This is a genomic window from Oceanomicrobium pacificus, from assembly GCF_009833495.1.
Taxonomy (GTDB): domain Bacteria; phylum Pseudomonadota; class Alphaproteobacteria; order Rhodobacterales; family Rhodobacteraceae; genus Oceanomicrobium; species Oceanomicrobium pacificus.
Window position 1 is genome coordinate 747,766 of the sequence record NZ_WUWG01000001.1, and the last position, 26,818, is coordinate 774,583.

Genomic DNA, 26,818 nt, shown 5'->3' on the forward strand with positions numbered 1-26,818 from the left:
AGCCCCGCCGCATGGTCAATCAGGCACACCGGTCAGGCGCTGCCTGAGGCCGGGCTTGTGTCCGCAGCAGTCGCCTCGGCCTGTGGTGTCTCGGGCGGCGTCTTGCCACCGCCCTTTACCCATTCGCGTGCGGACTGCATCACCACATAGAGGACCGGGATCAGGATCACGCCCACGACGGTCGCAAGCAGCATGCCGCCGAACACGGCAATGCCGATGGACTTCTGGCTCGCCGCCCCCGCGCCGTTGGCGGCCAGAAGCGGCACCACGCCGAGCAGGAAGGACAGGGCTGTCATCATCACCGCCCGGAACCGCTGTTCCGCCGCCATGGCCGCGGCCTCCGCGATGCTCAGCCCCTCGCGCCGGCGCTCCATCGCAAACTCCACGATCAGGATCGCGTTCTTCGCGCCCAGCCCCACCAGCATGATCATCCCGATCTGCGTATAGAGGTTGATGTCGCTGCCGGTGACCGCCACCGCCGCCACCGCTCCGAACAGCGCCACCGTCACCGAAAGCAGGATCGCCACCGGCATGGTCCAGCTCTCATATTGCGCGACGAGGAACAGATAGCCGAAGAGGATCGCCAACCCGAGGATGATCGTGACCAGCCCCGCCGATTCCAGCTGCTGCTGCGCGGTGCCGGTCCATTCATAGCCATAGCCCGGCGGCAGCGCAGTCTCGGCCTCCTCCTGCAGGACGGTGATCGCATCGCCCGTGGAATAGCCCTCCGCCGGAACCGCCGTCACCGTCGAGGCGCGGAACATGTTGTAGCGGTTGAGCAGCATCGGCCCGAGCACCCGTTCCACGTTGATGAGCGTGGACAGGGGCACCATCTCGCCTGTCGTGCTGCGGGCATAGAGGTTGCCGATATCCTCGATCTTGTCGCGATAGGTGCCGTCGGCCTGGATCATCACCTTGTAGACGCGGCCGAACAGGTTGAAATCGTTCACGTAGACGGACCCAAGATGCGCCTGCATCGTCTGGAACACTTCGGACACGCTCACGTTCAGCGTCTTGGCCTTCTCCCGGTCGAGGTCGACGAAGACCTGCGGCACGTTCGCCCGGAAGGTGGCATAGGCATGGCTGATCTCGGGACGCTGGTTCACCGCATAGACAAGCGAGCCCAGCGCGGCGGACAGATCCTGTGCCGTGCCGCCGCCGGTCTGCTGCACCTTCATTTCCACGCCCGCGCTCATCCCGAGTCCGGGAATGGGCGGCGGGTTGAAGGCAATGATGCTCGCGGCGACCTCCTGATTGGCGAGCCCCAGTATCTGCATCAGAATCCCGTCGGCCGACAGTTCGGGCGTCTGGCGTTCCTCCCACGGGATCAGCGACACGATGGTCATCCCGCCATTGGATCCCGACCCGTTCAACAGGCTGAACCCGTTCACCGTCACCGTCGTCTTGACGCCCGGAATCTGCAGGATCCTTTCCTCGACCCGCGCGGTCACTTCCTCGGTCCGGCCGAGCGAAGCCGCATCGGGCAACTGGTAGTCGACGAAGAGATACCCGTTATCCTCCAGCGGCAGGAAGCCGGCCGGCGTGGCTTTCATCAGCCCGCCCATGGCCGCGACCACGACCCCGATCGCCACGAGCGACAAAATCGCCACGCGCACGAAACGGGTGACGATGCCGACATAGCCGCGGCGCACGAAGCTGATCCCGTCCTCGAACTTGGCGAGCAAGCCGGTCGGCGGCCCGGAGCGCGGCTTCAGCACCAGCGCGCAGAGCGCCGGCGACAGGGTCAGCGCGTTGATCGAGGAAATGACAACCGCGGTGGAGATGGTGACGGCAAATTGCGAGAAGAGCCGCCCGGTGATCCCCGGCATGAATGTGACGGGCACGAAAACCGCGAGCAGCACCAGCGTGGTCGCGATCACCGGTCCGGTGATCTGGCCCATTGCCTTGCGTGTGGCATCGGCCGGTGACAGCCCCTCCTCGGCAATGATCCGCTCCACGTTTTCCACCACCACGATCGCGTCATCGACGACGATCCCGATGGCCAGCACCAACGCGAAGAGCGAGATGGTGTTGAGCGACATGCCGAAGAGCAGAAGGAAGGCAAATGTCCCGATCAGGGACACGGGAATGGCCACGGCCGGGATGACGGTCGCACGCAGCGAGCCAAGGAAGATGAACACCACCGCGACCACCAGCGTGAAGGTCATGATCAGCGTGGTGACAACATCGTTCAGCGATGCCTCGACGAAATCGGTCGTGTTGAACGGCACCTCGTAGGTCACATCATCAGGGAAGGCGATGGAGAGCCGTTCCAGTTCGGCCAGCACACCTTCGGAGACGGCGAGCGCATTCTCCCCCGGCGCCTGATAGATGGCGAGCACGGTGGAAGGCTTGCCCTGATAGCGGCCCGAAGCATCGTAATAGTTGGCGCCCAGTTCGACCCGGGCAATGTCGCGCACCCGCACGATCGAGCCCGCATCGCCGGTCCGGATCACGATATCGCCGAATTCCTCGGCCGTGGTCAGACGGCCCTTCGACTTGATCGTATATTGGAACTGCTGCCCTTCGGGCGCGGGATTGGAACCGAGCTGACCCGCCGACACTTCGATGTTCTGTTCGCGGATCGCCGATATCACGTCGCCCGGCGAGATCCCGAGCGAGGTCATCTTGTCGGGGTTCATCCACATGCGCATCGCATAGGCGAAGTTGGTCATCACGTCGGCGCGGCCGACGCCTTTCACGCGGGCCAGCGCATCCTTGAGGTTGATGGATGCGTAATTCGACAGGAAAACCTCGTCATAGGTGCCCTCGGGCGAGGTCAGAACGACGATCAGCAGCATGTTGGTCGAGCTTTTCTGCGTCACGACGCCGTTCGCCGTCACCTCCGAGGGCAGGGTCGCCATGGCCTGCGCCACGCGGTTCTGCACATTGACGGAGGCAATATCCGCATTGGTGCCGACCTCGAATGTGACGTTGAGCGAATAGCTGCCATTCGCGGAACTGTCCGACGACATGTAGATCATGTCGTCCACCCCGTTGACCTGCGCCTCGATCGGCGCGGCCACGGTATTTTCCACGGTTTCCGCGTTGGCGCCGGTATAGTTGGCGCTCACATTGACCACGGGCGGGGTGATTTCGGGGAACTGCTCGACCGGCAGGACGATATAGGCGATCGCCCCCATGATCGAGAGCACCAGCGAGATGACCAGAGCCGTCTTCGGGCGCGAGATGAAGATCGAGGAGAACATCGCGCCTACTCCGTCGGGGTCGCGTTGAGGACAGTCTCGACCGGCACGCCGGGCCGCACGCGCTGCAGGCCTTCGACGATGACGCTTTCACCCTCCTGCAGGCCGTTGCGCACGACGCTGTTGGTCTCCACCTGGCCGCCAAGCTCGACATAGCGCTGCTCGACGATCTGCTGCTGGTTCACGACCAGAACGAAATCGCCCTTCTGGTCGCGCTGCACCGCCGCCTGCGGCACAAGGAGCTTGGTCTCCGGCTCGATCGCCTGGATCGAGACATTGAGGAAGCTGCCGTCAACGATAAGCCCGCGATCGTTCTCGAACTGTGCACGGATGGAAATCGTCCCGGTCTGCGGGTCGATCCGGTTGTCGGCGAATACGACCTTGCCGGCCTCGTCCAGAAGCGAGCCGTTGGGCAATGTGACGAACACATCCGGCTGGGCGCGGTTCGTATGCAGGTCCGCCAGTTCCACGTCGAGCTGTTCGAGCACGGTGGTCAGCTGTTTTTCCGACAAGGAGAAAGTGACGTAGATCGGCGCCTCGCGGACAATCGAGATGAGCGGGCCGGAGGTCGGGCTGACAATATCGCCGACACTGTGCTGCGCGCGGCCAAGCCGCCCGTCAAAGGGCGCGACGATCTCGGTATAGGAGAGGTCGAGCTTGGCCTGATCGATGGCGGCCTGCGCGGCCAGAATATCGGCCTCGGCCCCTTTTTCGTTGGCGCGCGCGACATCCAATTCGCTTTCGGGCGCGGCCCCCTTGCTCACCAGTTGCTGCTTGCGGTCCAGTTCGATCCCGGCAAGGTCGAGATTGGCTTCGGCCCGGGCCAGATCGGCCTCGCGCGCGGTGAGCGTCGCCTCATACTGGTCGCGCTCGATCCGGAAAATGGGCTCGCCACGCTTGATATATTCGCCCTCGATGCCGGGCTGTTCGAGGATGAACCCTTCCACGCGGGCCACGATATCAACCGCATCGATCGCCTCCCCGCGGCCGATGAAGCTCATCTGTTCGTTCACGTCCTGGGTGTACGCGGCCGCGATCGTCACTTTCGGCGGCGCGGCTTCTTCCTGCTGGGCACTGTCATCCTCGCCATCGCAAGCGGCAAGTGTAAAGGCAAGCAATCCGGCGCTGGCCAGCCCGGCAATCCTGTTCCGCATCTTCCTGAATCCCATCCCCGTCAGTCTGGCCGAAATTGCGACCGTTCGGGGTGGAGTCTAACGGTTCAGGCAGGTTTGCGGCCAGACTTTTCCGCCCCGAGGCGCGAAAAAGCTGGCCGCATCAGTCGATTGCACGCCGAGCGTCCGTCAGTTCATCTTGGTGAACCGGCCGATTTCCGTGCCGTTCGGGGCCAGAAGCTTCATGTAGGGACCGTCCATGACGATCCGGTTGGCCGCACCCAGCACCTTCATGAACCGCTGTTCCTGCTCGCCCACGGCCGGAATACAGGCTTTCTGGGTCAGCGCCATCGGGCCGGCGCGGAAGGTCGCGCCCTCGATATCCACGTCACCCCGGAACCGGTTGCAGCCGGCCAGACCGCCAACCGTGCCATCGGCCTGGATTTCCAGGGTGCTTTGCAGATTGTCGATCACGCCCTGACCCATCAGATCCTCGGCCAGCCAGGTGCCGGCAAAGTCGGCGGCCGAACCGGCCGCGGCATCAGTTTCAGGTGCAGGTGCGCTGGCCTTCACGAGCAGCAGATCCACTTCCTCGCCAGCATCGCGAGTGATGACGGGATAGACCGTGTCGGTGCGGAACAGGACCTGCCCGTCATGGGACAGCGTCGCGCTCACCGCATAGGAATGGCGGTCATTGATGAGCCGCGTATCATAGGGCAGCTTGAAAGCGATCGGCACCCGCCCGTCGGTATAGACGGTCTGCGCCGCGATCAGCGTGGACGGCGCGTCGGCCTTCGACACGTCGCGCAACTCGACCCGCAGGAGCGACTCCGGCGGCAGGGCGATCCGCTCGCGATAGGCAGCGCTGCCGGTGATCTCGCTCATTTCCGCAAGCGCCGGGACGGCGGTCGCGCCCAGTCCGGCCAGCGCGATACAGGCGCCGCGCAACAGGTTCGATATCCGTTTCATCTGCATCTCCTCCATCTTGGCTCCGGTGTCGGTCCCGGGCCAGTCTGCCAGAATAGCTGTGGGCGCGGCCATGAAATTCAAGCTCTTGCAGCCGATCGCGGCGTGGCATTACTGTGCGCTCCCGAACCACAGGCCATCCGAGGAGCAGCCCGATGATCCATGCGCTGGGATCGATCAATGTCGATATCGTCACCCGCGTCGACCATCTTCCGGGACCGGGAGAGACCGTTTCGGGCAGCGATTATCGCCTGATCCCGGGCGGCAAGGGCGCCAATCAGGTCGTCGCGGCGGCCCGCGCAGGCGGCGACGTGCGGTTTGCCGGTGCGGTCGGGCAGGATGCGTTCGCGGACATCGCCCTGTCGCTGCTGGAACAGTCCGGCGCCGATCTCGGCGCGGTCGCGCGGGTCGATGCGCCGACCGGTATCGCGCTCATCCCGGTTGCCGCATCGGGGGAGAATTCCATCGTTGTCGCGCCCGGCGCGAATGCCCATGTGGCCGCCAGCCAGCTTGACCTGTCCGCTGCAGGCGAGGGCGACATTCTGATGATCCAGAACGAAGTGCCGGAGGCGGAGATCGGCAAGGCGCTGGCGCTGGCCCGCGATGCAGGGCTGACGGTTGTGCACAATGCAGCGCCGGCCAAGGCGCTCGACCCCGCGATCTACGATCTAGTCAATGTGCTGATCGTCAACGAGACCGAAGGCCAGCAGGTCGCCGCGCAACTGGGTCTGGAGACCGGCGCGCCCGATGCGGTGGCCGCAGCGCTGTCGCGGCGGCTCGGCGCGGCCATCGTGATGACCCTCGGGCCGGAGGGCGCGCTTCTGGCGCAAAACGGCGCGCTGACGCCTTTCCCCGCCCCCACGATCACACCGGTGGACACAACGGGCGCAGGCGACGCGTTCGTCGGTGCGCTCTGCGCGACGCTCAGCAGCGGTGCGGGACTGGAGGAGGCGATCCGCACCGGCATCATCGGCGGCAGCCTTGCCTGCCTCACCGAAGGCGCGCAGACCTCCAGCCCGACGGCGGGCCAGATCGCCGCCCAGCGCGCCGCAGGCTGATCGTCAGGCCGACAGGGCGGCCTCTATTCCCGCCGCGAGCTTGTCCACCAGTTCGTCGATCTCCGTATCCGAGATGATGTAGGGCGGTGCGAGCAGAACATGATCGCCGCGCTTGCCGTCGATCGTTCCGGGCATCGGGTAGCAGACGAGCCCGCCGTCGAAACAGGTGGACTTGATCCGCGCGGCGATCCGCCGAGCAGGGTCGAACGGCGCCTTGGTCTCCCGGTCCTCGACCAGTTCCAGTCCGCGGAAGAGCCCGCGGCCGCGAATATCGCCCACATGCGGGTGCTGGCCGAACCGGTCCTCCAGAGCTGCTTGCAGCCGTGCGCCCTGCGTCTGCACACGGTCGAGCAGCCCACGTTCCTCGATCGCCTGCACCACAGCAAGACCGCAGGCTGCCGCCGTGGGATGCCCCTGATAGGTGTGGCCGTGCTGGAAGAAGCCCGACCCGTCACGGATCGTGTCGTAGATCGTGCCCGAGCAGAGCATCGCCCCGATCGGCTGGTAGCCCGCCCCGAGGCCCTTGGCCATGCACAGGATGTCGGGCCGGATCCCGTCCTGCTCGCAGGCATAGAGCGTGCCGGTGCGTCCCATGCCGCACATCACCTCGTCGAGGATCAGCAGAAGCCCGTGCCGGTCGCAGATCTCCCGGATGCGGGCAAAATAGCCCGGTGCGGGCGGCACCGCACCTGCGGTGGCCCCCACGACCGGCTCGGCGATGAACCCGATCACATTCTCGGGGCCAAGGCGCTGAACCTCGGCTTCCAGCTCGTCGGCGGCGCGGCGGCCATAATCCTCGGCACGCTCGTCCGGCCGCTGGTCACGATAGGCGTAGCACGGCGCGATGTGCCGCACGTCGATCAGGAGCGGCGAGAATTGCGCGCGGCGCCATTCATTGCCGCCCGCGGCCAGCGCGCCGAGCGTGTTACCGTGATAAGACTGGCGCCGCGCGATCAGATGCCGCCGGTCCGGCTCGCCGCGCTCGACCCAATATTGCCGTGCCAGTTTCAGCGCCGCCTCGATCGCCTCCGACCCGCCGGAGACGAAATAGACCCGCTCCAGCCCCTCGGGCGCGCGGGCGATCAGATGGTCGGCGAGCGCCTCGGCCGGCTCGGAGGTGAAAAAGCCGGTATGGGCGTAGGCCAGCGCGTCGAGCTGCGCCTTGATCGCGTCCAGCACGGCCCTGTCGCCGTGGCCGAGGCAGGAGACGGCAGCGCCGCCCGAACCATCGAGCCAGCGCCGTCCTGCGGCATCATGGATGTAGCAGCCCGCGCCGCCCGTGGCGGCCGGCAGGTCGGCATGGCAATGGCGTGGAAAGACGTGGCTCATGGGCTGCGCCCCTCCCCCGGGCGCGGAGGCCCCGACGCTCAGTCGCGCACGACAAGCACCGAGACGGGCGAGCGGCGCGCAATCCGGTCGGCATGGCTGCCGACGCGCAACTCGCGATGATGGTCCGGATGGTGGGCCGACATGACGATCAGGTCGACGCCAAGTTCGGCAGCCTTGGCCATGATCCGCTCAGGGATCGAGCCGTGGCCGATATGGACCGTGTAGTCGACACCATCGGGAATGTTCTGCGCCGCCAGTTCGGCCAGTTGCTCCTTGGCGTGGCGCAGCGCGTCTTCCTCGAAATTCTTGGGGAAGAAGTCGCGCACGATGGTCATGCCGAAATCAGGCACGATCGAGAAGACCCGGAGCGTGCCACCGCCTGCGCGGGTCAGATCGACCGCGATGGGCAAGGCCTTGTCCCAGCTTTCCTCATGCGTCAGGTCGAGTGCGAGCAGGATATCCTTGAACATGCGATCCCTCCCTCAGGCTGCGGCCGCGTCAGACCGCGGCGTGGCGGCCACCCGCCGCCGCTGCATCCAGATGATGAGCGCCAGCACCAGAAGCGCAGGCAGGAACATCAGGTATTTGCTTGGCTGGTCGACCGGGCGCAACACCTGAAGCACCTCCTGGTCCCAGTCGAACCCGGCCTTGGCAGCGGGCGAATCGAAGGCCACATCGTCGATGAACATCTGGTCGCCTTCCTCCCGCAGAAGGATGCCGGCTGCGTCGATTTTTTCTTCGCCCGTCGCGCCGTCGGAAATCGGCAGGATCGCCACGAACTCGATCGGCTCCCCGACATCGTCCACACCGGCCACGCGGATGCGCAGGTCCGAACCGGCCGGCGTGTCGGCAGCGGTCTGGACCAGTTCGACCGGATCCTCCTCGGAATAGGGCGGCGAAACCATGTCCATCCAGAAGCCGGGACGGAAGAAGGTGAAGGCGATGAGCAGCAGCGCCACCGTCTCCCAGATCCGGTTGCGGGCGAAGAAGAAGCCCTGTGTGGCGGCGGCAAAGAGCAGCATCGCCACCGTGGCCACGATGAAGACGAAAATGCCCTGCACCCATCCGACCCCGATCAGCAGCAGTTCGGTGTTGAAGATGAAGAGGAAGGGCAGCGCCGCGGTGCGCAGCGAATAGAAGAAGGCCACGAGACCCGTGCGGATCGGATCGCCGCCGGAGACGGCGGCCGCGGCGAAACTCGCCAGACCCACGGGCGGGGTCACATCCGCCATGATGCCGAAATAGAAGACGAAGAGATGCACCGCGATGAGCGGCACGATCAGCCCGTTCTGCTGGCCGAGCGTCACGATCACCGGCGCGAGCAGGGCCGAGACGACGATATAGTTCGCCGTTGTCGGCAGCCCCATGCCAAGGATCAGAGACAGGATCGCGGTCAGGAAGAGGATGGCAAGGATGTTGCCGCCCGACAGGACCTCCACCACATCGGCAAGCGCGGAACCGACGCCGGTCTGGCTGACCACGCCGACGATGATGCCTGCTGTTGCCGTGGCAATGCCGATGCCGATCATGTTGCGGGCGCCGGCGACCAGCCCTTCGAGCAGATCGCGCATCCCTTCCATCACATCCGCGCCAAAGGACATGTCGCCCCGGAAGAGCGCCAGAAGCGGGCGCTGGGTCACGAGGATGAAGATCATGTAGGCTGCGGCCCAGAAGGCCGAGAGACCGGGCGACAGACGGTCGACCATCAGCGCCCAGACCAGCACCACGACCGGCAGCAGGAAATGCAGGCCGGAACGCACCGTCGGGCCGGGCAGCGGCAGGGCGGTCACCGGCTCGTTGGGATCGTCGAGTTCCAGCGGCTCCTCGCGGCTCGCCACATAGAGCAGGCCGACATAGACCGCGGTCAGGATCGCGAAGATGATATAGGGCGCGGCCGCCCCGAAGGTCGGTCGGATCCAGCCCATCCCGTAATAGACGCCGAAAGACAGGGCGCAGATGACGGCAACCGCGAACGCGATCCCGATCAGGCGCTGCAAGATGGGTTTGGGTTCATAGGCCCGCGGCAACCCTTCCAGCCCGGCCTTCATCGCCTCCAGATGGACGATATAGACGAGCGCGATATAGGAGATGACGGCGGGCAGGAATGCGTGTTTGACCACGTCGAAATAGGGAATGCCGACATATTCCACCATCAGGAAGGCCGCGGCCCCCATCACGGGCGGCATGATCTGCCCGTTGACGGAGGAGGCCACTTCGACCGCGCCCGCCTTCTCGGACGAAAAGCCCACGCGTTTCATAAGTGGAATGGTGAATGTGCCGGTGGTCACCACATTGGCGATGGATGAGCCGGAGATCAGGCCGGTCATGGCCGAGGAAACGACCGCCGCCTTGGCCGGGCCACCGCGAAGGTGCCCCATCAGCGAGAAGGCGACCTGGATGAAGTAGTTGCCGGCCCCCGCCTTGTCGAGCAGCGACCCGAACAGGACGAAGAGGAAGACGAAGCTCGTCGAAACACCCAGCGCGATGCCGAAGACGCCCTCGGTCGTGATCCACTGGTGGTTCACCACCTCAGACAGGCTGTTGCCCTTGTGAGCGATGATCGAGGGCATGTTCGGGCCGAGAAACGTATAGGCAAGGAACACCGAGGCCACGATCATCAGCGCCGGCCCGAGCGAACGGCGGGTGGCTTCGAGCAGCAGCATCAGCCCCGCCACGGCCACGACGAAATCCTGCGGGATGGGCGCACCGACGCGGCCCGAAATCTCGCGGTAGAAGACATAGAGATAGAGCGCACAGCCTGCCCCCGCGATGGCGAGCAGCCATTCCCAGGGCGCGATCTTGTCATGCGGGGAACCGAGGATGACGGCGGCCACCATCAGGAGCGAGATGACCGGTATCCACCAGGTCGAGACCCCGTCCTTGGCACCGATCATGAAAAGGATGCCGAGCACGACCGGGACGGTGATGCCAAGCACAAGCTGGCCGCGGCTGCGGACCGCCGGATAGGCGCAGAAGGCAAGGAAGATGGCGAATGCCAGATGGATCGACCGGGCCTCTGTGTCGTTGAAGACGCCGAACCCGACCATGAACGGGATGGGCGAGGCGAACCAGAGCTGGAACAGCGACCAGGCCAGCGCCACCAGCATGATGAAGGTGCCGATCGGCCCCGAGGGCGACCGCCCGCCAGTGTCGGAGGCCGCAACCAGTTCGTCCAGTTCCTCCTGCGTGAGCTGCCCGTCCTTGGAATGGTCGGTCGTGTCCTGCATCGCCTGTCTCCTGCTTGGCTGGCTGGTCGACTGCGGTGCGGCGGCCGGTCAGAGCCGCCGCACCGCGTGATGCTGGCCGGACCGCGCCTGCGGTCCGGCGGCGCGGCTTACATCCAGCCGCGCTCCTTGTAATATTTCTCCGCACCCGGATGCAGCGGTGCGGACAGGCCGTCGGCGATCATTTCCTCTTCCTTGAGGTTCTCGAAGGCCGGGTGCAGGCGCTTGAACCGGTCGAAATTGTCGAAGACCGCTTTCACCACCTGATAGACAACTTCCTCATCCACATCGGCGGAGGTGACGAAGGTCGCCTTCACACCGAAGGTCTGCACATCCTCGTCGGACCCTTTGTACATGCCGCCCGGAATGGTTGCGGTGGCATAGTAGGGATTGTCGGCCACGAGCGTGTCGATCGCCGCGCCGGTCACCGGCACGAGCGTCGCGTCGACGGTCGTCGTGGCTTCCTGGATGGACCCGTTCGGATGGCCGACCGTGTAGATGATCGCGTCCACCTTGTTGTCGCCGAGCGCGGCCGACTGTTCCGCCGGTTTCAGCTCGGAAGCGAGCGAGAAATCGTCCATCGACCAGCCGAGCGCATCGAGCACGACTTCCATGGTCGCCCGCTGGCCGGAGCCCGGGTTGCCCACGTTCACGCGCTTGCCCTTCAGGTCGTCGAAGCTGGAAATGCCGGCATCGGCACGGGCCACGACGGTGAACGGCTCGCCATGCACGGAGAAGACCGCGCGCAGCTTGTCGAACTTGTCGCCCTCGAACTGCGAGCTGCCATTATAGGCATGGAACTGCCAGTCGGACTGGGCCACGCCCATATCCTGATCGCCGGCCTTGATTGCGTTGATATTGGCGATCGACCCGCCGGTCGACGGTGCGGTGCATTTCAGCCCGTGCTCCGCCGTGCCCCGGTTGACGAGGCGGCAGATCGACTGGCCGACGACGAAATAGACGCCCGTCTGGCCGCCTGTGCCGATAGTGATGAACTTTTCCTGCGCCGAAACGGCCGTGCTGGACACGGCCAATGTGGTCGCGAGGGCGAGTGATTTCAGATGCTTCATCATTCTCTCTCCTGCAATTTATGTTCGGTCTTGGAAGTCATGCGGCGAAAGACCGTGTGCCCCGCGGGGCGCGCCGGTCGCCTGTTCGGATTCTCGTGATCCGCATCCCCCTGTTGTGTCACGCCCGGTCTGCGCCGGGTCAGAGATTCCTGCGTCAGCCGCAGATGACCTTACGTTAGAAGCCTTTAGCCGCCCGATCAAGTGACGTGAAATGCCCCGTCGGGCCGCTTTACTTCACAAAAAGCGCACGTGGCCGGTCGCAGAGCGCCTCCGCCGGGCCGTCCTCGCGGATCAGGATGGTTTCGGTGATCTCCAGCCCCCAACTGTCGCTCCAGACACCGGGCATGAAATGGAAGGTCATGCCGGGTTCAAGCACCGTTCCGTCGCCACGCCGGAACGATGCTGTCCGCTCCCCCCAGTCGGGCGGATAGGACAGGCCGACGGGATAGCCGCAGCGGCTGTCCTTCTCGATCCCGTGGGCGGCGAACGTGTCGAAAAGCGCGGCGGCCACGTCACCTGCGGTCGCCCCCGGACGCGCCGCTGCAATGCCGGCCTCCAGCCCGGCCACCACGGCCGCTTCGGCGCGGCGCATCTCGTCAGGCGGCGTGCCGAAATAGAGCGTGCGCGACAGCGGCGCGTGATAGCGGCGGTAGCAGCCCGACAGTTCGAAGAATGTGGCCTCATCCGGCTGCAATGCGGCCCCGTTCCACGTCAGATGCGGTGCGGCGGCATCGGCCCCGCTCGGCAGCATCGGCACGATGGCGGCATAGTCGCCCCAGTGCCCGTCCGCGCCGCGGACCGCATCCGACAGGATGCCCGCAACCAGATCGTTCTTCGCCATGCCCGGTTCGGCACGGTCCAGCCAGCCATCGACCATATGTTCGCTGATCGCCGCCGCCCGGCGCATGAAGGTGATTTCGGCCGGCGATTTCACCAGCCTCTGCCAGTTCACCAGCCCCGTCGCGTCCACCAGCACCGCATTCGGCAGGTCGCGCTGCAGGGTCAGGAAGGCGCGGGCGGAGAAATAGTAATTGTCCATTTCCACCCCGATCCGCGCCGCCGACAGGCCCAGATCGTGGATGCGTGCAGCCAGATCCTCCATCGCGTGTTTGGACGGGTTCTGCACATGGCTGTCATCATAGCCCGCGATACATTCCTCCCCCATCCAGACGGTGCGCCGCGCGCCGGCTGCATCCATCGCGCGGCCCCACCAGATCGGGTTGCCGGTCCGGCGGACGATCACGCCCTGATGGACATAGAAGGACCAGCCGTCGTAGCCGGTGAGCCAGGCCATGTTGGACGGGTCCTCGATGAACAGGAGGTCCAGTTCGCGCGCTTCCATCTCGGCCCGCACAAGGCGCAGGCGGCGGTTGTATTCCGGACGGTCGAACGGCAGATCGGGCGCAGTCACTGGCGTGGGCTCCAAAGAAAAAGGCCGGGCATTTCTGCCCAGCCTATTCCGCTGTTTGCCGTTCGCCTAGTCGCTTTAGCAGAAGCGGTTGACGATATTTTCCAGATATTCCTGTTTTCCGGATTTCGGCTCGGGATTGATCCCTTCGGCATGAACACGGTCGGCGATTTCCTCGAACCCGTGGGTGCCGTCGAGCATCTTCTGTGCCTCCGGGCTCTGCCAGCCGGCATAGCGGTCCTCGACGAAACGCGGGAAAGTGCCGTCCTCGATCATGGCCGCGGCAGCCGTGAGCGCCTGCGCGCAGACATCCATGCCGCCGATATGGCCGAGGATCAGATCCTCCGCGTCGAGCGACTGGCGCCGCAGCTTGGCATCGAAGTTGAACCCGCCGGTGGTGAAGCCGCCGCCCTGCAGGATGTAATACATGGCCAGCGTCATTTCCGGCACGTTGTTGGGGAACTGGTCGGTGTCCCAGCCCGACTGGTAGTCGTTGCGGTTCGCATCCACCGACCCGAAGATCCCGAGCGCCTGCGCGGTCGCGATCTCATGCTCGAAGCTATGGTTGGCGAGCACGGCATGGCCGACCTCGATATTGACCTTCACCTCATCCTCGAGGCCTGCGCGTTTCAGCAGCCCGTAGACCGTTGCCACGTCGAAATCATACTGGTGCTTGGACGGTTCCTGCGGCTTCGGCTCGATCAGGATCGTGCCCTCGAAACCGATCTTGTGCTTGTACTCGACGACCATCTGCAGGAAGCGGCCCATATGGTCGAGTTCGGCCTGCATGTTGGTATTGAGGAGCGTCTCGTAGCCTTCGCGGCCGCCCCAGAGCACATAGTTCTCGCCGCCCAGCTTGTGGGTCATGTCCATCGCATGTTTCACCTGCGCGGCGGCATAGGCGAACACGTCCGGGTCGGGGTTTGTCGCGGCGCCAGCCATGAACCGGCGGTGGGAGAACATGTTGGCCGTGCCCCAGAGGAGCTTCAGCCCGGTCTCGTCCATCTTCTCGCCGAACAGGTCGACAATCTCGGCCACGTTGCGGTTGCTCTCGGCCAGCGTCGCGCCTTCGGGTGCGATATCGCGGTCATGCCAGCAGAAATAGGGGGCGCCCAGCGTGGTGAACATGTCGAACGCGACATCGGCCTTCAGCTTGGCGGCCTCCATCGTGTCGTCGAACCACGGCCGCTCGAAGGTCTGGCCGCCGAACGGGTCGCTGCCCGGCCAGCAGAAATTGTGCCAGTAGCAGATCGCGAAGCGCAGATGGTCTTCCATCCGCTTGCCCATGACCACCCGGTCCGGATCGTAGTGGCGGAAGGCCATCGGATTGCTGCTGTCCGGGCCTTCATATTTGATCGGGTCGATGCCCTTGAAGAAGTCGCTCATGTCGCCGGTTCCTCCGTTTTTCTGTTCTTGTCCGGTTGTTTGCCAAGAATGATCATGCCGAGCACATCATCCTCGGTCACGTCTTCCACCCGCTCGGTCCCGACGAGCTGGCCGTTCTTCATCACGGAAACGCGGTCACAGAGTTTGAACACGTCCTGAATGTCGTGGCTGATGAGGAAGATGCCGATCCCCTCCGCCTTCAGCTGTTCGATCAGTTCCGCCACCATCTGCGTCTCGTGCACGCCGAGCGCGGCAGTGGGTTCGTCCATGATCAGGATGCGCGCATCGAAATAGACCGCGCGCGCGATCGCGACCGACTGGCGCTGCCCGCCGGACAGGGCCGAGACCGGGGCCGAGAACTTCTCGAAGTTCGGGTTGAGCCGGCCCATGATCTCGCGCGTTTCGGCTTCCATCTTGTCATCGTCTACAAAACCGAGCGGGGTGACGATCTCGCGCCCCAAAAAGAGGTTCGATGCCGCGTCGAGATTGTCCGCCAGAGCAAGCGTCTGGTAGATCGTCTCGATATTGTAGGCGCGGGCGTCGCGGGGCGAATTGATCACGGCCTTCTCGCCGTTGATCAGGATCTCGCCGCCATCGGCCTTGTAGGCGCCGGACAGGATCTTGATCAGCGTCGACTTGCCCGCGCCATTATGGCCCAGGAGGCCCACGACCTCGCCCGGATAAAGATCGACCGAGACGTGATCGACCGCCTTGATCCCGCCGAACGAGATCTGCATGTCGCGCATTTCTACGAGTGGTGTCGCCATGTCAGCCTCCGGTGCGCTTGCGATAGACAATGTCGATGAAGACGGCGAGCACCAGCACGACGCCCACGACGATGGACTGGAGCGGCGCATCGACGCCGACCATGGCCATACCCGATTGCAGGGACTGCATGATGAGCGCCCCGATGATCGCGCCGTAGATGGTGCCGATCCCGCCCGAGAGCGCCGTGCCGCCGATGACCGCCGCCGCGATGACGCGCAGTTCGTCAAGCGTGCCTAGGTCGTTGCCGACCGCGCCGAGGCGGGCCGAGGCGATCACCGACGCGACGGCGGTCAGCGCGCCCATCAGCGCGAAGATCTTGACCGTCAGGAATTTGGTGTTGATGCCCGACAGTTCCGCCGCATCCGGATTGCCGCCGGTGGCAAACACATAGCGGCCGAACCGGGTCCGCCTTGCAACCACGGTCATGGCGATGGCGATGACGAGCAGGATGACCACCGGAATGGCGATCCCGTGCACCAGCGTCGGCCCGCCCTCGGGGATCACCTCGCCGCGTGCTTCCATCATCCGGATCGCGGCGCGTTCGGGGATCGGGTAGCTGTTCATCACGAAGGCAAAGCCGAGGATCACCGCGACGCTGACCCCGGCCAGCACATATTCCGCCCAGAGCGGCTTGACGGCGAACCCGTGGGTCGACTTGCGCCGCCGCGACAGGAAGATCAGCACGACCGCAACCACCGCCGCGATGATCGCGAGGATCCAGCTGCCGGTGGCGCCGAGCGTGCCTTCAGCCCCGCCGCCGAGCAGTTTGAAGGTCGGGTCGAGCGGCGCCACCGTCTGGCCGGAGGTGACCCACCAGGCCGCGCCGCGCCAGACCAGAAGCCCGCCCAGTGTCACGATGAAGGCCGGGATCGCCAGATAGCCGATCAGCCAGCCCTGGAAGGCGCCGACAAGAGCGCCGACCGCGATGCCCACAAGGCAGGTGATGATCCAGATGCTCCAGTGACCGGAGCCGACAATGTCGGGCAGGATATTGAGCTGCAGCGTGCCCATGATCATGCCGAGCAGTCCGAGAAGCGAGCCGACGGAAAGGTCGATATGGCGGGTGACGATCACGAAGACCATGCCGGTGGCCATCACGGCCACGGACGCGGTCTGGACCGACAGGTTAAAGAGGTTGCGGGGCGTCAGGAAGCGCCCGCCGGTGACGAGATCGAACAGGATCCAGAGCACCACGAGGGCGCCGACCATGCCGAGCAGGCGCGTGTCGATCTGAAGCTGCCGGAAAAAGGATTTGAGGCCGCGCGCCATGAATTGTTCCTCCGCCTGTGGCTGGGGTCTGCACCGGGGTGCGTCGCGCTAGATTCTGATAGTGACGCAGGGACGGACGGGTCCGGTCCGGGAGGTTGGCCCGGTCGGATCCCGCCGCGCCCTGCGTAAGCGGTCCCTGCCCGATTTGGCCCTGGGCAGGGACCGGAGGTTCAGCGGATCAGCCGCAGACTTCGACCGTACCGGCCGGAACACCGGCGCAGAGCGCGTCTTTGGAAATCCAGCCGGCATCCACCACGACATTGAGGTTGTCGCGGGTGATCGGGTTCGGCGCCAGGAAGCGCGCGGTCAGCTGGTTGCCGCCCGGCGACACGAATTTCACCGTGTTGTCCATCTCGGTGATCTGCGTGCCTTTGGCCAGTTCGACAGCAATCTCGCCGGCCTGACGGCCCAGTTCACGGGCGTCTTTCCAGACCGACACGGTCTGGGTGCCGAGCGCCACGCGGTTCAGGGCGGCATGGTCGCCATCCTGACCGGAGACCGGAATGCCTTCCATGCCCTGCGCGGTCAGCGCAGCGACAACGCCACCGGCGGTGCCGTCATTGGAGGCCACGACCGCATCGACATTATTGTCCTGCGCGGTCAGGATCTGCTCCATGTTGCGCTGGGCGTTGGCCGGCAGCCAGCCGTCCGTATAGGCTTCGGCCACGATGTTGACCTTGCCGGCATCAATGGCCTCCTGCAGCACTTCCTGCTGACCGCCACGCAGGAAGTCCGCGTTCGGGTCGGTCGGAGAGCCCTTGATCATGACATAGTTGCCTTCCGGCGCCGCTTCGAGCACGGCAGCAGCCTGCAGGCGGCCCACTTCGACATTGTCGAAGGTCAGGTAGAAGGTGCGCAGATCCTCGATCAGGCGGTCATAGGCAACCACCGGAATGCCTTCGTTGGCAGCGGCATCCATGGCCGGGCCGATCGCGGCGCTGTCCTGCGCGAGGATGATCAGCGCATCGGCCCCGCGGGAGATGAGCGATTCCACATCGGACAGCTGCTTGGCGGACGAGCTCTGCGCATCGGCGGAGATATACTCGGCGCCGGCGGCTTCCAGTGCGGCCTTGATGGCGGCTTCATCGGTCTTCCAGCGTTCTTCCTGGAAATTCGACCAGCTCACGCCGACGGTGATATCCTGGGCGAACGCAGCCGTAGCCACAGCGCCCGACAGCATGGCTGCTGCCAGAAACTTCAGGGATTTCATGTTTGTTCCTCCAGTTGCGATAATCGCGACGGCAATGCTTCGGACCTTCTTTCGAATCTGTATTCTGCATTGCTGCGGCACCTAGCATGCGCCATTTAATTTGGTTGTCAAATTTATTTTGACCTTGCGTCGGTTCCGGCGCTAGTCTTGATCGGAGACCGGGGCATCGAACCCCGGCAGACCGGGAGGACCGACAGCGTGGCCAGAGGGGGACACTCGCTGCAAAAGGAATGGCGTGCGCAGGCGCGTGCGGGCCGCGCCCGCAGGACGGCCTTGCTGTCGCTTGCGCTGTGCGCAACCCTCTCAACGCCCGGATCGGCCAATGAGGACACGGCCGGCACGCTCTATGCCGTGCCCCACTATGTCGATGCTACGGGCGTCGCAGGTCTGTCCCATAGCTACAGCGGCAGCACCGACTATGTGGTCGGCGGCGGCGCGGCGGCGTTCGATTGCGACGATGACGGTCGCGCGGACCTCGCGCTGGCGGGCGCCGAGGAACCGCTCGCGCTTTATCGCAACGCATCCGCGCCCGGCCGCCCGGCCTTCACGCGGCTCGACCGTGCCCTGCGCCGCCCGGTGACGGGGGCGACCGGCGTCTATCCGCTCGACATGGACAGCGACGGCAAGCTCGACCTGTTCGTGCTGCGCTTCGGGCAGAACATGATCTTGCACGGGCTCGGCAACTGCCGTTTTACCGATGCGACATCGGCATTCGGCCTGCCCGATCGCGCCGACTGGACGACGGCCTTTGCCGCGCACTGGTTCGGCGACGACCGGATGCCGACGCTCTTTATCGGCAACTATGTGCCCCGCGACCGCCCGCTTCAGAAGAGCGGCAATTGCGAGGAAAACTACCTGCTGCGCCCGTCGGGACCGGACGCTGCGACCTACGGCGCGCCCGAACCGCTCGGCCCCGGTGCCTGCACGCTCTCGGCGCTCTTTGTGGACTGGAGCGGGACCGGCCGGTTCGACCTGCGGCTCGCCAATGACCGCGAATATTACGACCGCGGCCTGAGCGAACAGCTCTGGACGGTCGAGGGCGGCACCGCGCGCGCCTTCGGCAAGGCAGAGGGCTGGGACGATGTCTCGCTCTGGGGCATGGGCATCGCGGCGGACGACCTGACCGGTGACGGCCGGCCCGAGATGCTCGTCACCTCGATGGCCGACAACCGGCTGGAGGCGCTGACAAGTCCCGACTCCGGCCAGCCCAAGTTCGAGAATATCGCCCGCGACCTCAACAGCACCGCCCAGCGCCCCTATGCCGGACCCGATGCGCGCCCCTCCACCGCCTGGCACACGGCCTTCGGCGACGCGAACAATGACGGATACTCGGACCTGTTCATCGTGAAGGGCAATGTGGACGAAATGCCGAAGATGGCCAATTTCGACCCGGACAACCTTCTGCTCGGCGGACCGGACGGGTTTGTTGAGGCCGGCTTCGAGGCTGGCATTGCCGTCGATACGAAAGGGCGCGGCGGGCTTTTCGAGGATCTGACGGGCAACGGCGCGCTCGACATTCTGACGGTGAACCGCAACCAGCCGGTGCGCTTCTTCGCCAACCGGACAGCGTTGGGCAACTGGATTGCCATCGACCCGCGCCAGACCGGGACCAACCCGTTCGCGGTGAGCGCGCGGGTGGAGGTTGAAACGGCGCTCGGACCGCGCAGCCGGACCCGCCTTGTCGGCGGGGGCCATGCGGGCGGCAGCCTATTGCCGCTGCATATCGGGTTGGGCGACGCACGGTCGGCACGCCTGCGGATCCGCTGGCCCGACGGGACATTTGGCGACTGGGTGGAACTGGAGGCCGGACAGGTCCATCGGATTGACAAGCGTGCAGCACCCGACGGCGCGAAACAGGCGGTGTCCCAGTGAGCCCGCGCACCGACACGCGCGGGTCGCGCCGCACCATTCTGGCGCATATCCGCGCGCGCTCGGGCATTGCCCGCGTCGATATTGCCCGTGACACAGGCATCAGCCCGGCCACGGTGACGACGGTCACCGCAGAACTGCTTGCTAAGGGGCTGGTGGCCGAGGTTCTGGCCGAACCGGACAGCGGCACCAAGCGCGGCCGGCCGCGTGTGCTGCTCGCCCTCAACTCGGACGCCTTTCTGCTCGCAGGGGCCAAAATCTCGAACAACCATATCACCGTCGCCGTGATCGATTTCGGCGGCGAATTGGTGGCCGACCATGTGATGCCCCTGCCCCGGGCACGCGGCACCGCGCGCGATATGGCCGATTACGTCCACGCCGCCCTGACAGAGACGCTGGCGCCCATCGGCAAGGATGTGGCCGACCTTGCCAGCATCGGGGTCGGCCTGTCAGGCTTCGTCGATGCCGAAAGCGGCGAGGTTCACTGGAGCCCGACGCTCAGCACCCGCAACGTGCCCTTCCGCGACGTTCTGACCGACCGGCTCGGTGTGCCGGTCCAGATCGACAATGACGCCAACCTCGCCGCGCTGGCGGAACTGTGGTTCGGGGCCGGACGCGGCATGTCGGATTTCATCGTACTGACGATCGAGGAAGGCGTCGGCATGGGGATCGTGCTCGACAACCGCCTGTTCCGCGGCACGCGCGGCATTGGGGCCGAGTTCGGCCATATCAAGGTGCAACTGGACGGCGCGCTCTGCCGCTGCGGCCAGCGCGGATGCCTGGAGGCCTACATTGCCGATTATGCCCTTTTGCGCGAGGCGGGGGCGGCCATCGGTGCCGACCAGATGGATGGCACCGGCGCGCCGCAACAGATCGACAGCCTGATCGCACTGGCCGAGAGCGGCAACCACGCCGCCCAGTCGATCATCGACCGCGCGGGGCGAATGTTCTCGCTCGGGGTCGCCAATGTGATCAATATCTTTGATCCCGAACTGATCATCCTGTCGGGCGAACGGATGCGCTTCTTCAGCTATTTCGAGGAGACGTTCCGCCAGCGGCTGGCACAGAACATCATCGATATCGACCGCGATCCGGCGCGGATCACCGTGCACACATGGGAAGATCTGCTCTGGGCCAAAGGGGCTGCCGCGCTCGCCATGGAGGGGCTGACCGACCGGATCCTGCAGGAGCCCGCCGGCTGAACAATGCCCCGGCGCGGTCAGTGCCGCAGCCTGCCACAGGTTGAACCGGCCGCACGAAAGCCCTTAATAGACCGGACCGTCCGGCAGATTGGACCGCCGGACGCCCTTTTGGAACAGGAAGGCTGCGCGTGGCCCCGACGGATCGCCCCAAATTGATGGACACCGGTTTCCGGCAGACCGTGATGCGGCTGTTGCGCGAAAACATGCCCGCCCACAAACGCAATTATGCGCTGGCTGTGGTGGCCATGGTTCTCATCGCGGCCTCCACATCCGCGCTGGCGCTGCTGACGCGGGAAATCGTCAATGACGTGTTCGTGGCGCAAAACAAGGCCGCGATCGGCGGTGTGGTGGGGGCCGTGATCGGCCTGTCGATCATCCGCGGTTTCGCGACCTACGGCCAGACCGTGCTGATGACAAAGATCAGGGCGGCCATCGTCGCCAGCCTGCAGGAACGCCAGTTCGCCGCCTATCTCGCACAGAGCGCATCTGTCTTCTCGGGCGCCAGCCCGGCTCAGTTCATGGCCAAGATCAACCTGTCGGCCGCCTCGGCCAGCACGGTCCTGATGACGGTGACGACAAACCTCGTGCGCGACGGGCTGACGCTTGCGGGGCTGATCGCGGTGATGGTGTCGCAGGACCCGATCATGTCGGTCTTCGCACTTGTGATCGCGCCGCTGGTGATGGGCGGCCTGTCGCGGATCATGAAACGGATCAAGCAGCTGGCCGCTGCCCAGCGCGATCTGGAAGCCAATGTGATCTCTTCGGCCACCGAAGGGCTGCAGGGCATCCGCGTGGTCAAGAGCTTCCTTCTGGAAAGCGAGGTGATGCGCCGCGTGGGCAAGGCGATCCGAGCGCGCGAGGCGCGGATCAACAAGCTCGCCCGGACCGAGGCGATTTCCAGCCCGCTGATGGAAACCTTGGGCGGCATCCTGATCGCGGCCTTCATCGTCTATGCGGCCTGGCAGAGCCTGACGCTCGGCAAGAGCCCCGGCGAGTTTGTCGCCTTCATCACCGCTTTCCTGCTCGCCTATGAACCGGCCAAGCGGCTGGCGCGCATGAACCTTCAGGTGCAGAAGGCCATCGTGCCGGTGCAGCAGATGTATGAGGTGCTCGACACGATGGAGCCGGAAGCGGCGCTTGCGGGCACAGCGGAACTGCAGGTCCCCGAAGGTGCGATCCGCTTCGAGAATGTGTCCTTCACCTATCCCGGCCAGAGCGCGGTGCTGACCGATGTGAGCTTCGACATCGCACCCGGCGAACGCGTGGCGCTCGTCGGGCGGTCGGGCGCGGGGAAAACCACGATCGTGAACCTGCTTCTGCATATGATGCAGGATTATGCGGGCACCATTTCCATCGACGGCACCGATATCCATACGGTCACGCTCGACAGCTTGCGCCGGTCCACGGCTTTCGTGGCACAGCACACGTTTCTGTTCTCAGGCACGGTGCGCGAGAACATCCGCTTCGGGCGGCCGGACGCAACAGACGCAGAGGTGGAAGCCGCTGCAAAGGCCGCCAACGCACATGATTTCATCGAACGCCTGCCGGGCGGCTATGATGCGGAAGTGGGCGACAGCGGCGACCTTCTGTCGGGCGGCCAACGGCAGCGGATCTCCATCGCGCGCGCGCTCATCAAGGATGCGCCGATCCTCCTGATGGACGAGGCCACGTCCGCGCTCGACGGCGAATCGGAAACCGCCGTGATGGGCGCGCTCGACAGCCTGATGGAAAACCGCACCACCGTGGTGGTCGCGCATCGCCTGTCCACGATCGAGAAGGCCGACAAGATCATCGTGCTCGATGCGGGGCGCATCGTGGCGACGGGCACCCATGCGGAACTGTCGGAACGCTCGCCCCTCTATGCGTCGCTCTTCCTCGGACTGGCCGAGGCGGAAACGGGCGCGGAACCGGCGGCCGACACGAAAACGGCGCCGGAGGCCTGACCCCGACGCCGTCCGATTGCCGGTCCTGCCCGCCGTCAGCCGACGAAGGCTTTTTCCAGAACGAATCCGCCCGGCTGGCTGTTGGACCCTTCCTCCAGTCCGGCCGCCTCGCAGATCGCTTTCACTTCGGTATTGAGCCCCATCGAGCCGCAGATCATCACCCGGTCTTCCGCCGACAGGGGCGGCAGGCCCAGATCGTCGAAGAGTTTGCCCGACCGCATCAGGTCGGTCACGCGGCCGCGCACCGCGCTGTCTTCCTGCGTGGTCGTGGGATAGTAGCGGAGCTTCTCGGCCGCTTCCTCACCGATAAGCGGGTCATCTGCGATCCGGTCCATCAGGCTGCGCCCGTAGGCCAGTTCGTCACCCGTGCGGCAGGTGTGGGTCAGGATGACCTCGTCGAACCGCTCGTAAATGTCAGGATCGCGCATCAGCGAGGCAAAGGGCGCAATGCCGGTGCCGGTTGCGACCAGATAGACGCGTTGCGCGGGCAGGAGCGCGTCGAGCACCAGCGTGCCCACGGGCTTTGGCCGCACGATCACCTGATCGCCGACCGCGATTTTCTGGAGCTTCGAGGTGAGCGGCCCGTCCGGCACCTTGATCGAGTAGAATTCCAGTTCCTCGTCCCAGGCGGGCGAGGCGATGGAATAGGCGCGCAGGAGCGGTTTGCCGTCGTCCTTCAGAAGGCCGATCATCACGAACTCGCCCGAGCGGAACCGCAGGCTGCGCGGGCGTGTCACGCGGAAGGAAAAGAGCCGGTCGGTCCAGTGGGTGACTTCCGTCACGGTCTGGGCATCGGGCAATACGGGCTGCGGCCGCGCGGCTGCGGCGATCGGGGTCTGGTCGTTCATCTGATGCGTCCTTGCTTGCGCGGGGCGTGTCATTCGGATCTGGCGGAGCGGCGCTCAGACCGCGCGGCCCACCACATCCTGATAGCTGGTGCGGTCCCAGTCGGACCGGGCGAGCCACTGGTCCTGCGGCGCGCGTTTGGCCAGATCGTCGGAGATTTCCACCTCGTCGAAGCCGCAGCGCCGGGCCATCGGATACTGGTCGGGGATCACGTGGCCCACGGCGCGCAACCGGCCCTGATAGCCCAGCGCCCGCAACTGGCGCGCAAGGCTGAATCCGCGCCCGTCGGCAAAGCTCGGGAAGGGAATGTGGATAGTGTCCGCGCGGTCGAACACATCGACCAGCTCGGCGGCCGGGGTGGCATTGTCGACGATCACGCCGAACGGTGCCTCCACCTTGGCGCGGTTCGCGGCCTTCACCTCTTCGAGCGGCACCAGAAGATAGGCGCCCGCTTCCGTCGCGGCGGCCAGATTGTCGTCATGGAACCCGTCGTCCCGTACGATGATGCTCATCGTCTTGCTCCTCGTCTCGTGCGCCGCGGCCTCAGGCCGCCGGACGCACGACTTTCCCGTTTTCGTCGAAATGGATGCCGCATTCGGTCTTGTCGCTGCCCGCCCAGCGCCCAGCGCGCGGGTCCTCGCCCTCGGCCACGGGCCGCGTGCAGGGCGCGCAGCCGATGGACGCAAAGCCCCGGCGGGTCAGCGGATGGCGCGGTAGGTCATGCGCGTCCATATAGGCGCGCAAATCTTCGGGCTGCCAGAAGGCGAGCGGATTGACCTTGATGCGGCGGCCGTTCTCATCCTCGAAAAGGTCCATGTTCCGGCGCGCATCCGTCTGGTGGCGCTTGCGGCCGGTGATCCAGGCATCGAACCCATCCAGAGCGGCGTCGAGCGGCGCCACCTTGCGCAACGCGCAGCAGGCATCCGTGTCCTTCAGGTGCAGGCGTCCGAACACATCGTCGCGACGCACGGCTTCGCTGTCCGGCGTGATGCGGCGGATATCCGTCAGCCCGAAGGCTTCCGCCAGTTCCAGCTGGTAGTCGAGCGTTTCCTGAAAGAGCATCCGCGTGTCCACGAAGATGACCGGCACATCCTTGCGCAGGCGCGAGGCCAGATGCAGGAGCACGGCCGATTCCGCCCCGAAAGAGGAGACAAGCGCCACCCGACCAACCGCGTTGCCGTTCAGCACTTCGTCGAGCCGCTGCAGCGCGGTCTCTTCCTTGGCCTTCAGGTTCAGCGCGGCGACGCGGTCCGCGACCGGCGTTTCCAATTGTGTATCACGCGGCATGGCTCTTCACTCCCTGATCGGGGTAGAGCGCCGCCTTGAACGGCGCGGCGCCGAGGCGGCGATAGGCCTGAAGGAAGGTTTCCTCGGGGCTTTCACGCTCTGCCAGATAGGTGTTCACGACCGTTTCGATGGCCGGCACGATCGCCTCCGCCGAGAAACCGGGACCGACCCGTTCCCCGATGGCGGTTGTTTCCGTCCCGTCGCCGCCGAGCGTGATCTGGTAGTTTTCCACGCCTGCACGATCGAGGCCGAGGATGCCGATATGGCCGACATGATGGTGACCGCAGGCATTGATGCAGCCCGAGATCTTGATCTTCAGCGGACCGATATCCTGTTCCAGTTTCAACTCGTCGAACCGCTGCGAAATCTCCTGCGCGACCGGAATGGAGCGCGCCGTGGCCAGAGCGCAGTAATCCATGCCTGGGCAGGCGATAATGTCCGACACCAGCCCGATATTGGCGGTTGCGAGCCCCGCTTCGCGCAGCGCGGCGTGGACCGCGGGAATGTCGGCGCGGCGCACATGCGGCAGGATGATGTTCTGCTCGTGGCTCACGCGAAGCTCGTCATGGCTGTAGCGCTCGGCCAGATCGGCGAGCACGCGCATCTGGTCCGACGTGGCATCGCCCGGCGTGCCGCCGACCGGTTTCAGGGACACGGTGACGATGCCATAGGCCGGGTTCTTGTGCTCGGCCACATTCGTGTCGACGAAGCTGCGCAGGATCGCGTCGCTGTTGAGCGCCTCCTCCAGCGTTGCAGAGCGCGTATTGTCGAACTCCGGCGGCTCGAATGCGGCTTCGATATCGGCCAGCAGGTCGGCCGGCGGACCGGTGAACACGTCGCGATTGCGGGCAAACACCTCTTCGACCTGGGCGCGGATCTTGTCGATGCCGTTTTCGTGCACCGTGATCTTGATGCGGGCCTTGTATTTGTTATCGCGGCGCCCGTTGAGGTTGTAGACCTGCAGGATCGCTTCGAGATAGGGCAGAAGGTCCGCCTTGGGCAGGAACTCGCGGATCGTCTTGCCCACCATCGGCGTGCGGCCGAGTCCGCCACCCACGATCACCTCGTAGCCCGGATTGCCCTGATCATCACGCTTCAGCACGAGGCCGATATCATGGGCGCGCGTCACGGCGCGGTCCTCGGACGCGCCGGAGACGGCGATCTTGAACTTGCGCGGCAGGAACTGGAATTCGGGATGGTCGGTGGACCACTGGCGCAACAGTTCCGCGGTCGGGCGCGGGTCTTCGACCTCATCGGCCGCGGCACCGGCGAAATGGTCCGCGGTGACGTTGCGGATGCAGTTGCCCGAGGTCTGGATGGCGTGCATCTCGACATCGGCGAGCGCGTCCAGAATCTCTGGCACATCCTTCAGTTTCGGCCAGTTGAACTGGATGTTCTGGCGCGTCGTGAAATGGCCATAGCCCTTGTCCCACGTGTCCGCGATATAGGCGAACTGGCGCATCTGGCGGCCGTTGAGCGTGCCATAGGGCACGGCAATCCGCAGCATGTAGGCATGAAGCTGGAGATAGAGACCGTTCATCAGCCGCAGCGGCTTGAACTCGTCCTCGGTCAGCGACCCGTCAAGGCGGCGCTCCACCTGCGAGCGGAATTGGTCGACACGGGTGCGGACGAAATCATGGTCGAAATCATTGTAGCGATACATGG

The 26,818-nt window shown here is 65.1% G+C and carries 20 protein-coding genes; 4 read left to right on the plus strand and 16 right to left on the minus strand.

Features of this window, described 5'->3' with window-relative positions; genetic code table 11:
• Window positions 1-32 precede the first annotated feature (32 nt).
• From GSH16_RS03745 to GSH16_RS03755, 3 genes are all read right to left on the minus strand, one after another.
• On the minus strand, window positions 33-3,209 hold the full coding sequence (locus GSH16_RS03745) for an efflux RND transporter permease subunit (RefSeq protein ID WP_160852038.1): 3,177 nt from the start codon (window positions 3,207-3,209) through the stop codon (window positions 33-35).
• Window positions 3,210-3,214: 5 nt separating this feature from the next.
• Window positions 3,215-4,360, minus strand: a complete 1,146-nt coding sequence (locus GSH16_RS03750) for an efflux RND transporter periplasmic adaptor subunit (RefSeq protein WP_235912919.1) — start codon at window positions 4,358-4,360, stop codon at window positions 3,215-3,217.
• Window positions 4,361-4,507: 147 nt separating this feature from the next.
• Window positions 4,508-5,359, minus strand: a complete 852-nt coding sequence (locus GSH16_RS03755; protein WP_160852042.1) for a YbaY family lipoprotein — start codon at window positions 5,357-5,359, stop codon at window positions 4,508-4,510.
• Between the two features lie 80 nt (window positions 5,360-5,439).
• Here GSH16_RS03755 and GSH16_RS03760 point away from each other — a divergent pair, with 80 nt between their 5' ends.
• A complete protein-coding gene (locus GSH16_RS03760; protein WP_160852044.1) occupies window positions 5,440-6,342 on the plus strand; it encodes a ribokinase in 903 nt (300 codons plus the stop codon).
• A gap of 3 nt (window positions 6,343-6,345) precedes the next feature.
• Here the strand turns inward: GSH16_RS03760 and GSH16_RS03765 are convergent, their stop codons facing one another.
• The 9 genes from GSH16_RS03765 to xylF form a co-directional block, all read right to left on the minus strand.
• Window positions 6,346-7,671 (minus strand): aspartate aminotransferase family protein, encoded by a 1,326-nt coding sequence (locus tag GSH16_RS03765; protein ID WP_160852046.1) that lies wholly within the window; start codon window positions 7,669-7,671, stop codon window positions 6,346-6,348.
• 38 nt (window positions 7,672-7,709) lie between these two features.
• Entirely contained in the window at window positions 7,710-8,141 is a 432-nt protein-coding gene (locus GSH16_RS03770) for a universal stress protein (RefSeq protein ID WP_160852049.1), read from the minus strand.
• Between the two features lie 12 nt (window positions 8,142-8,153).
• Complete coding sequence (locus tag GSH16_RS03775) at window positions 8,154-10,898, minus strand: TRAP transporter permease (RefSeq protein ID WP_160852051.1); 2,745 nt, start codon at window positions 10,896-10,898, stop codon at window positions 8,154-8,156.
• 107 nt (window positions 10,899-11,005) lie between these two features.
• Window positions 11,006-11,965, minus strand: a complete 960-nt coding sequence (locus GSH16_RS03780; RefSeq protein WP_160852979.1) for a TAXI family TRAP transporter solute-binding subunit — start codon at window positions 11,963-11,965, stop codon at window positions 11,006-11,008.
• 229 nt (window positions 11,966-12,194) lie between these two features.
• A complete protein-coding gene (locus tag GSH16_RS03785) occupies window positions 12,195-13,376 on the minus strand; it encodes a M24 family metallopeptidase (protein ID WP_160852053.1) in 1,182 nt (393 codons plus the stop codon).
• A gap of 75 nt (window positions 13,377-13,451) precedes the next feature.
• Window positions 13,452-14,759: a xylose isomerase gene (gene xylA, locus GSH16_RS03790; protein ID WP_160852055.1), complete on the minus strand. Its 1,308-nt coding sequence runs from the start codon at window positions 14,757-14,759 to the stop codon at window positions 13,452-13,454.
• Window positions 14,756-15,526, minus strand: coding sequence for an ATP-binding cassette domain-containing protein (locus GSH16_RS03795; protein ID WP_235912921.1), 771 nt, complete (start codon window positions 15,524-15,526; stop codon window positions 14,756-14,758). The genes xylA and GSH16_RS03795 overlap by 4 nt, the downstream gene beginning before the upstream one ends.
• Before the next feature lies 1 nt (window position 15,527).
• The gene (locus GSH16_RS03800) at window positions 15,528-16,796 is read right to left on the minus strand and encodes a sugar ABC transporter permease (RefSeq protein WP_160852058.1); all 1,269 of its coding nucleotides are present in this window, start codon (window positions 16,794-16,796) and stop codon (window positions 15,528-15,530) included.
• Window positions 16,797-16,974: 178 nt separating this feature from the next.
• Window positions 16,975-18,006 carry a D-xylose ABC transporter substrate-binding protein gene (gene xylF / locus GSH16_RS03805; protein WP_160852060.1) on the minus strand — a complete coding sequence of 344 codons (1,032 nt, stop codon included), beginning with the start codon at window positions 18,004-18,006 and terminating at the stop codon, window positions 16,975-16,977.
• Between the two features lie 198 nt (window positions 18,007-18,204).
• Between xylF and GSH16_RS03810 the strand changes: the two genes are divergently transcribed.
• The 3 genes from GSH16_RS03810 to GSH16_RS03820 all read left to right on the plus strand — a co-directional run bounded on the left by GSH16_RS03810 (window position 18,205) and on the right by GSH16_RS03820 (window position 23,020).
• A complete protein-coding gene (locus GSH16_RS03810) occupies window positions 18,205-19,878 on the plus strand; it encodes a CRTAC1 family protein (protein ID WP_328803152.1) in 1,674 nt (557 codons plus the stop codon).
• Window positions 19,875-21,077, plus strand: a complete 1,203-nt coding sequence (locus GSH16_RS03815; protein ID WP_160852062.1) for an ROK family transcriptional regulator — start codon at window positions 19,875-19,877, stop codon at window positions 21,075-21,077. The genes GSH16_RS03810 and GSH16_RS03815 overlap by 4 nt, the downstream gene beginning before the upstream one ends.
• 155 nt (window positions 21,078-21,232) lie before the next feature.
• Window positions 21,233-23,020 (plus strand): ABC transporter ATP-binding protein, encoded by a 1,788-nt coding sequence (locus GSH16_RS03820; RefSeq protein ID WP_160852065.1) that lies wholly within the window; start codon window positions 21,233-21,235, stop codon window positions 23,018-23,020.
• 35 nt (window positions 23,021-23,055) lie between these two features.
• On the opposite strand, the gene GSH16_RS03825 is transcribed toward GSH16_RS03820, so the two are convergent.
• The 4 genes from GSH16_RS03825 to GSH16_RS03840 are packed head-to-tail and all read right to left on the minus strand — an operon-like array spanning window position 23,056 to window position 26,816.
• The gene (locus GSH16_RS03825) at window positions 23,056-23,868 is read right to left on the minus strand and encodes a ferredoxin--NADP reductase (protein WP_160852067.1); all 813 of its coding nucleotides are present in this window, start codon (window positions 23,866-23,868) and stop codon (window positions 23,056-23,058) included.
• A gap of 54 nt (window positions 23,869-23,922) precedes the next feature.
• Window positions 23,923-24,378: a DUF934 domain-containing protein gene (locus tag GSH16_RS03830; RefSeq protein ID WP_160852069.1), complete on the minus strand. Its 456-nt coding sequence runs from the start codon at window positions 24,376-24,378 to the stop codon at window positions 23,923-23,925.
• 31 nt (window positions 24,379-24,409) lie between these two features.
• A complete protein-coding gene (locus GSH16_RS03835; RefSeq protein ID WP_160852072.1) occupies window positions 24,410-25,153 on the minus strand; it encodes a phosphoadenylyl-sulfate reductase in 744 nt (247 codons plus the stop codon).
• Complete coding sequence (locus GSH16_RS03840) at window positions 25,143-26,816, minus strand: nitrite/sulfite reductase (protein WP_160852074.1); 1,674 nt, start codon at window positions 26,814-26,816, stop codon at window positions 25,143-25,145. The genes GSH16_RS03835 and GSH16_RS03840 overlap by 11 nt, the downstream gene beginning before the upstream one ends.
• Window positions 26,817-26,818: the final 2 nt, after the last annotated feature.

What these genes read in the sequence shown, in the direction of transcription:
- GSH16_RS03775 (WP_160852051.1), bottom strand. Translation starts at nt 10,898, where the DNA reads ATGCAGGACACGACCGACCATTCCAAGGACGGGCAGCTCACGCAGGAG.
- GSH16_RS03750 (WP_235912919.1), bottom strand. Translation starts at nt 4,360, where the DNA reads ATGCGGAACAGGATTGCCGGGCTGGCCAGCGCCGGATTGCTTGCCTTT.
- GSH16_RS03800 (WP_160852058.1), bottom strand. Translation starts at nt 16,796, where the DNA reads ATGGCGCGCGGCCTCAAATCCTTTTTCCGGCAGCTTCAGATCGACACG.
- GSH16_RS03745 (WP_160852038.1), bottom strand. Translation starts at nt 3,209, where the DNA reads ATGTTCTCCTCGATCTTCATCTCGCGCCCGAAGACGGCTCTGGTCATC.
- GSH16_RS03830 (WP_160852069.1), bottom strand. Translation starts at nt 24,378, where the DNA reads ATGAGCATCATCGTACGGGACGACGGGTTCCATGACGACAATCTGGCC.
- GSH16_RS03795 (WP_235912921.1), bottom strand. Translation starts at nt 15,526, where the DNA reads ATGGCGACACCACTCGTAGAAATGCGCGACATGCAGATCTCGTTCGGC.
- GSH16_RS03780 (WP_160852979.1), bottom strand. Translation starts at nt 11,965, where the DNA reads ATGAAGCATCTGAAATCACTCGCCCTCGCGACCACATTGGCCGTGTCC.
- xylA (WP_160852055.1), bottom strand. Translation starts at nt 14,759, where the DNA reads ATGAGCGACTTCTTCAAGGGCATCGACCCGATCAAATATGAAGGCCCG.
- GSH16_RS03755 (WP_160852042.1), bottom strand. Translation starts at nt 5,359, where the DNA reads ATGGCCGCGCCCACAGCTATTCTGGCAGACTGGCCCGGGACCGACACC.
- GSH16_RS03840 (WP_160852074.1), bottom strand. Translation starts at nt 26,816, where the DNA reads ATGTATCGCTACAATGATTTCGACCATGATTTCGTCCGCACCCGTGTC.
- GSH16_RS03770 (WP_160852049.1), bottom strand. Translation starts at nt 8,141, where the DNA reads ATGTTCAAGGATATCCTGCTCGCACTCGACCTGACGCATGAGGAAAGC.
- GSH16_RS03835 (WP_160852072.1), bottom strand. Translation starts at nt 25,153, where the DNA reads ATGCCGCGTGATACACAATTGGAAACGCCGGTCGCGGACCGCGTCGCC.
- xylF (WP_160852060.1), bottom strand. Translation starts at nt 18,006, where the DNA reads ATGAAATCCCTGAAGTTTCTGGCAGCAGCCATGCTGTCGGGCGCTGTG.
- GSH16_RS03760 (WP_160852044.1), top strand. Translation starts at nt 5,440, where the DNA reads ATGATCCATGCGCTGGGATCGATCAATGTCGATATCGTCACCCGCGTC.
- GSH16_RS03825 (WP_160852067.1), bottom strand. Translation starts at nt 23,868, where the DNA reads ATGAACGACCAGACCCCGATCGCCGCAGCCGCGCGGCCGCAGCCCGTA.
- GSH16_RS03765 (WP_160852046.1), bottom strand. Translation starts at nt 7,671, where the DNA reads ATGAGCCACGTCTTTCCACGCCATTGCCATGCCGACCTGCCGGCCGCC.
- GSH16_RS03820 (WP_160852065.1), top strand. Translation starts at nt 21,233, where the DNA reads ATGGACACCGGTTTCCGGCAGACCGTGATGCGGCTGTTGCGCGAAAAC.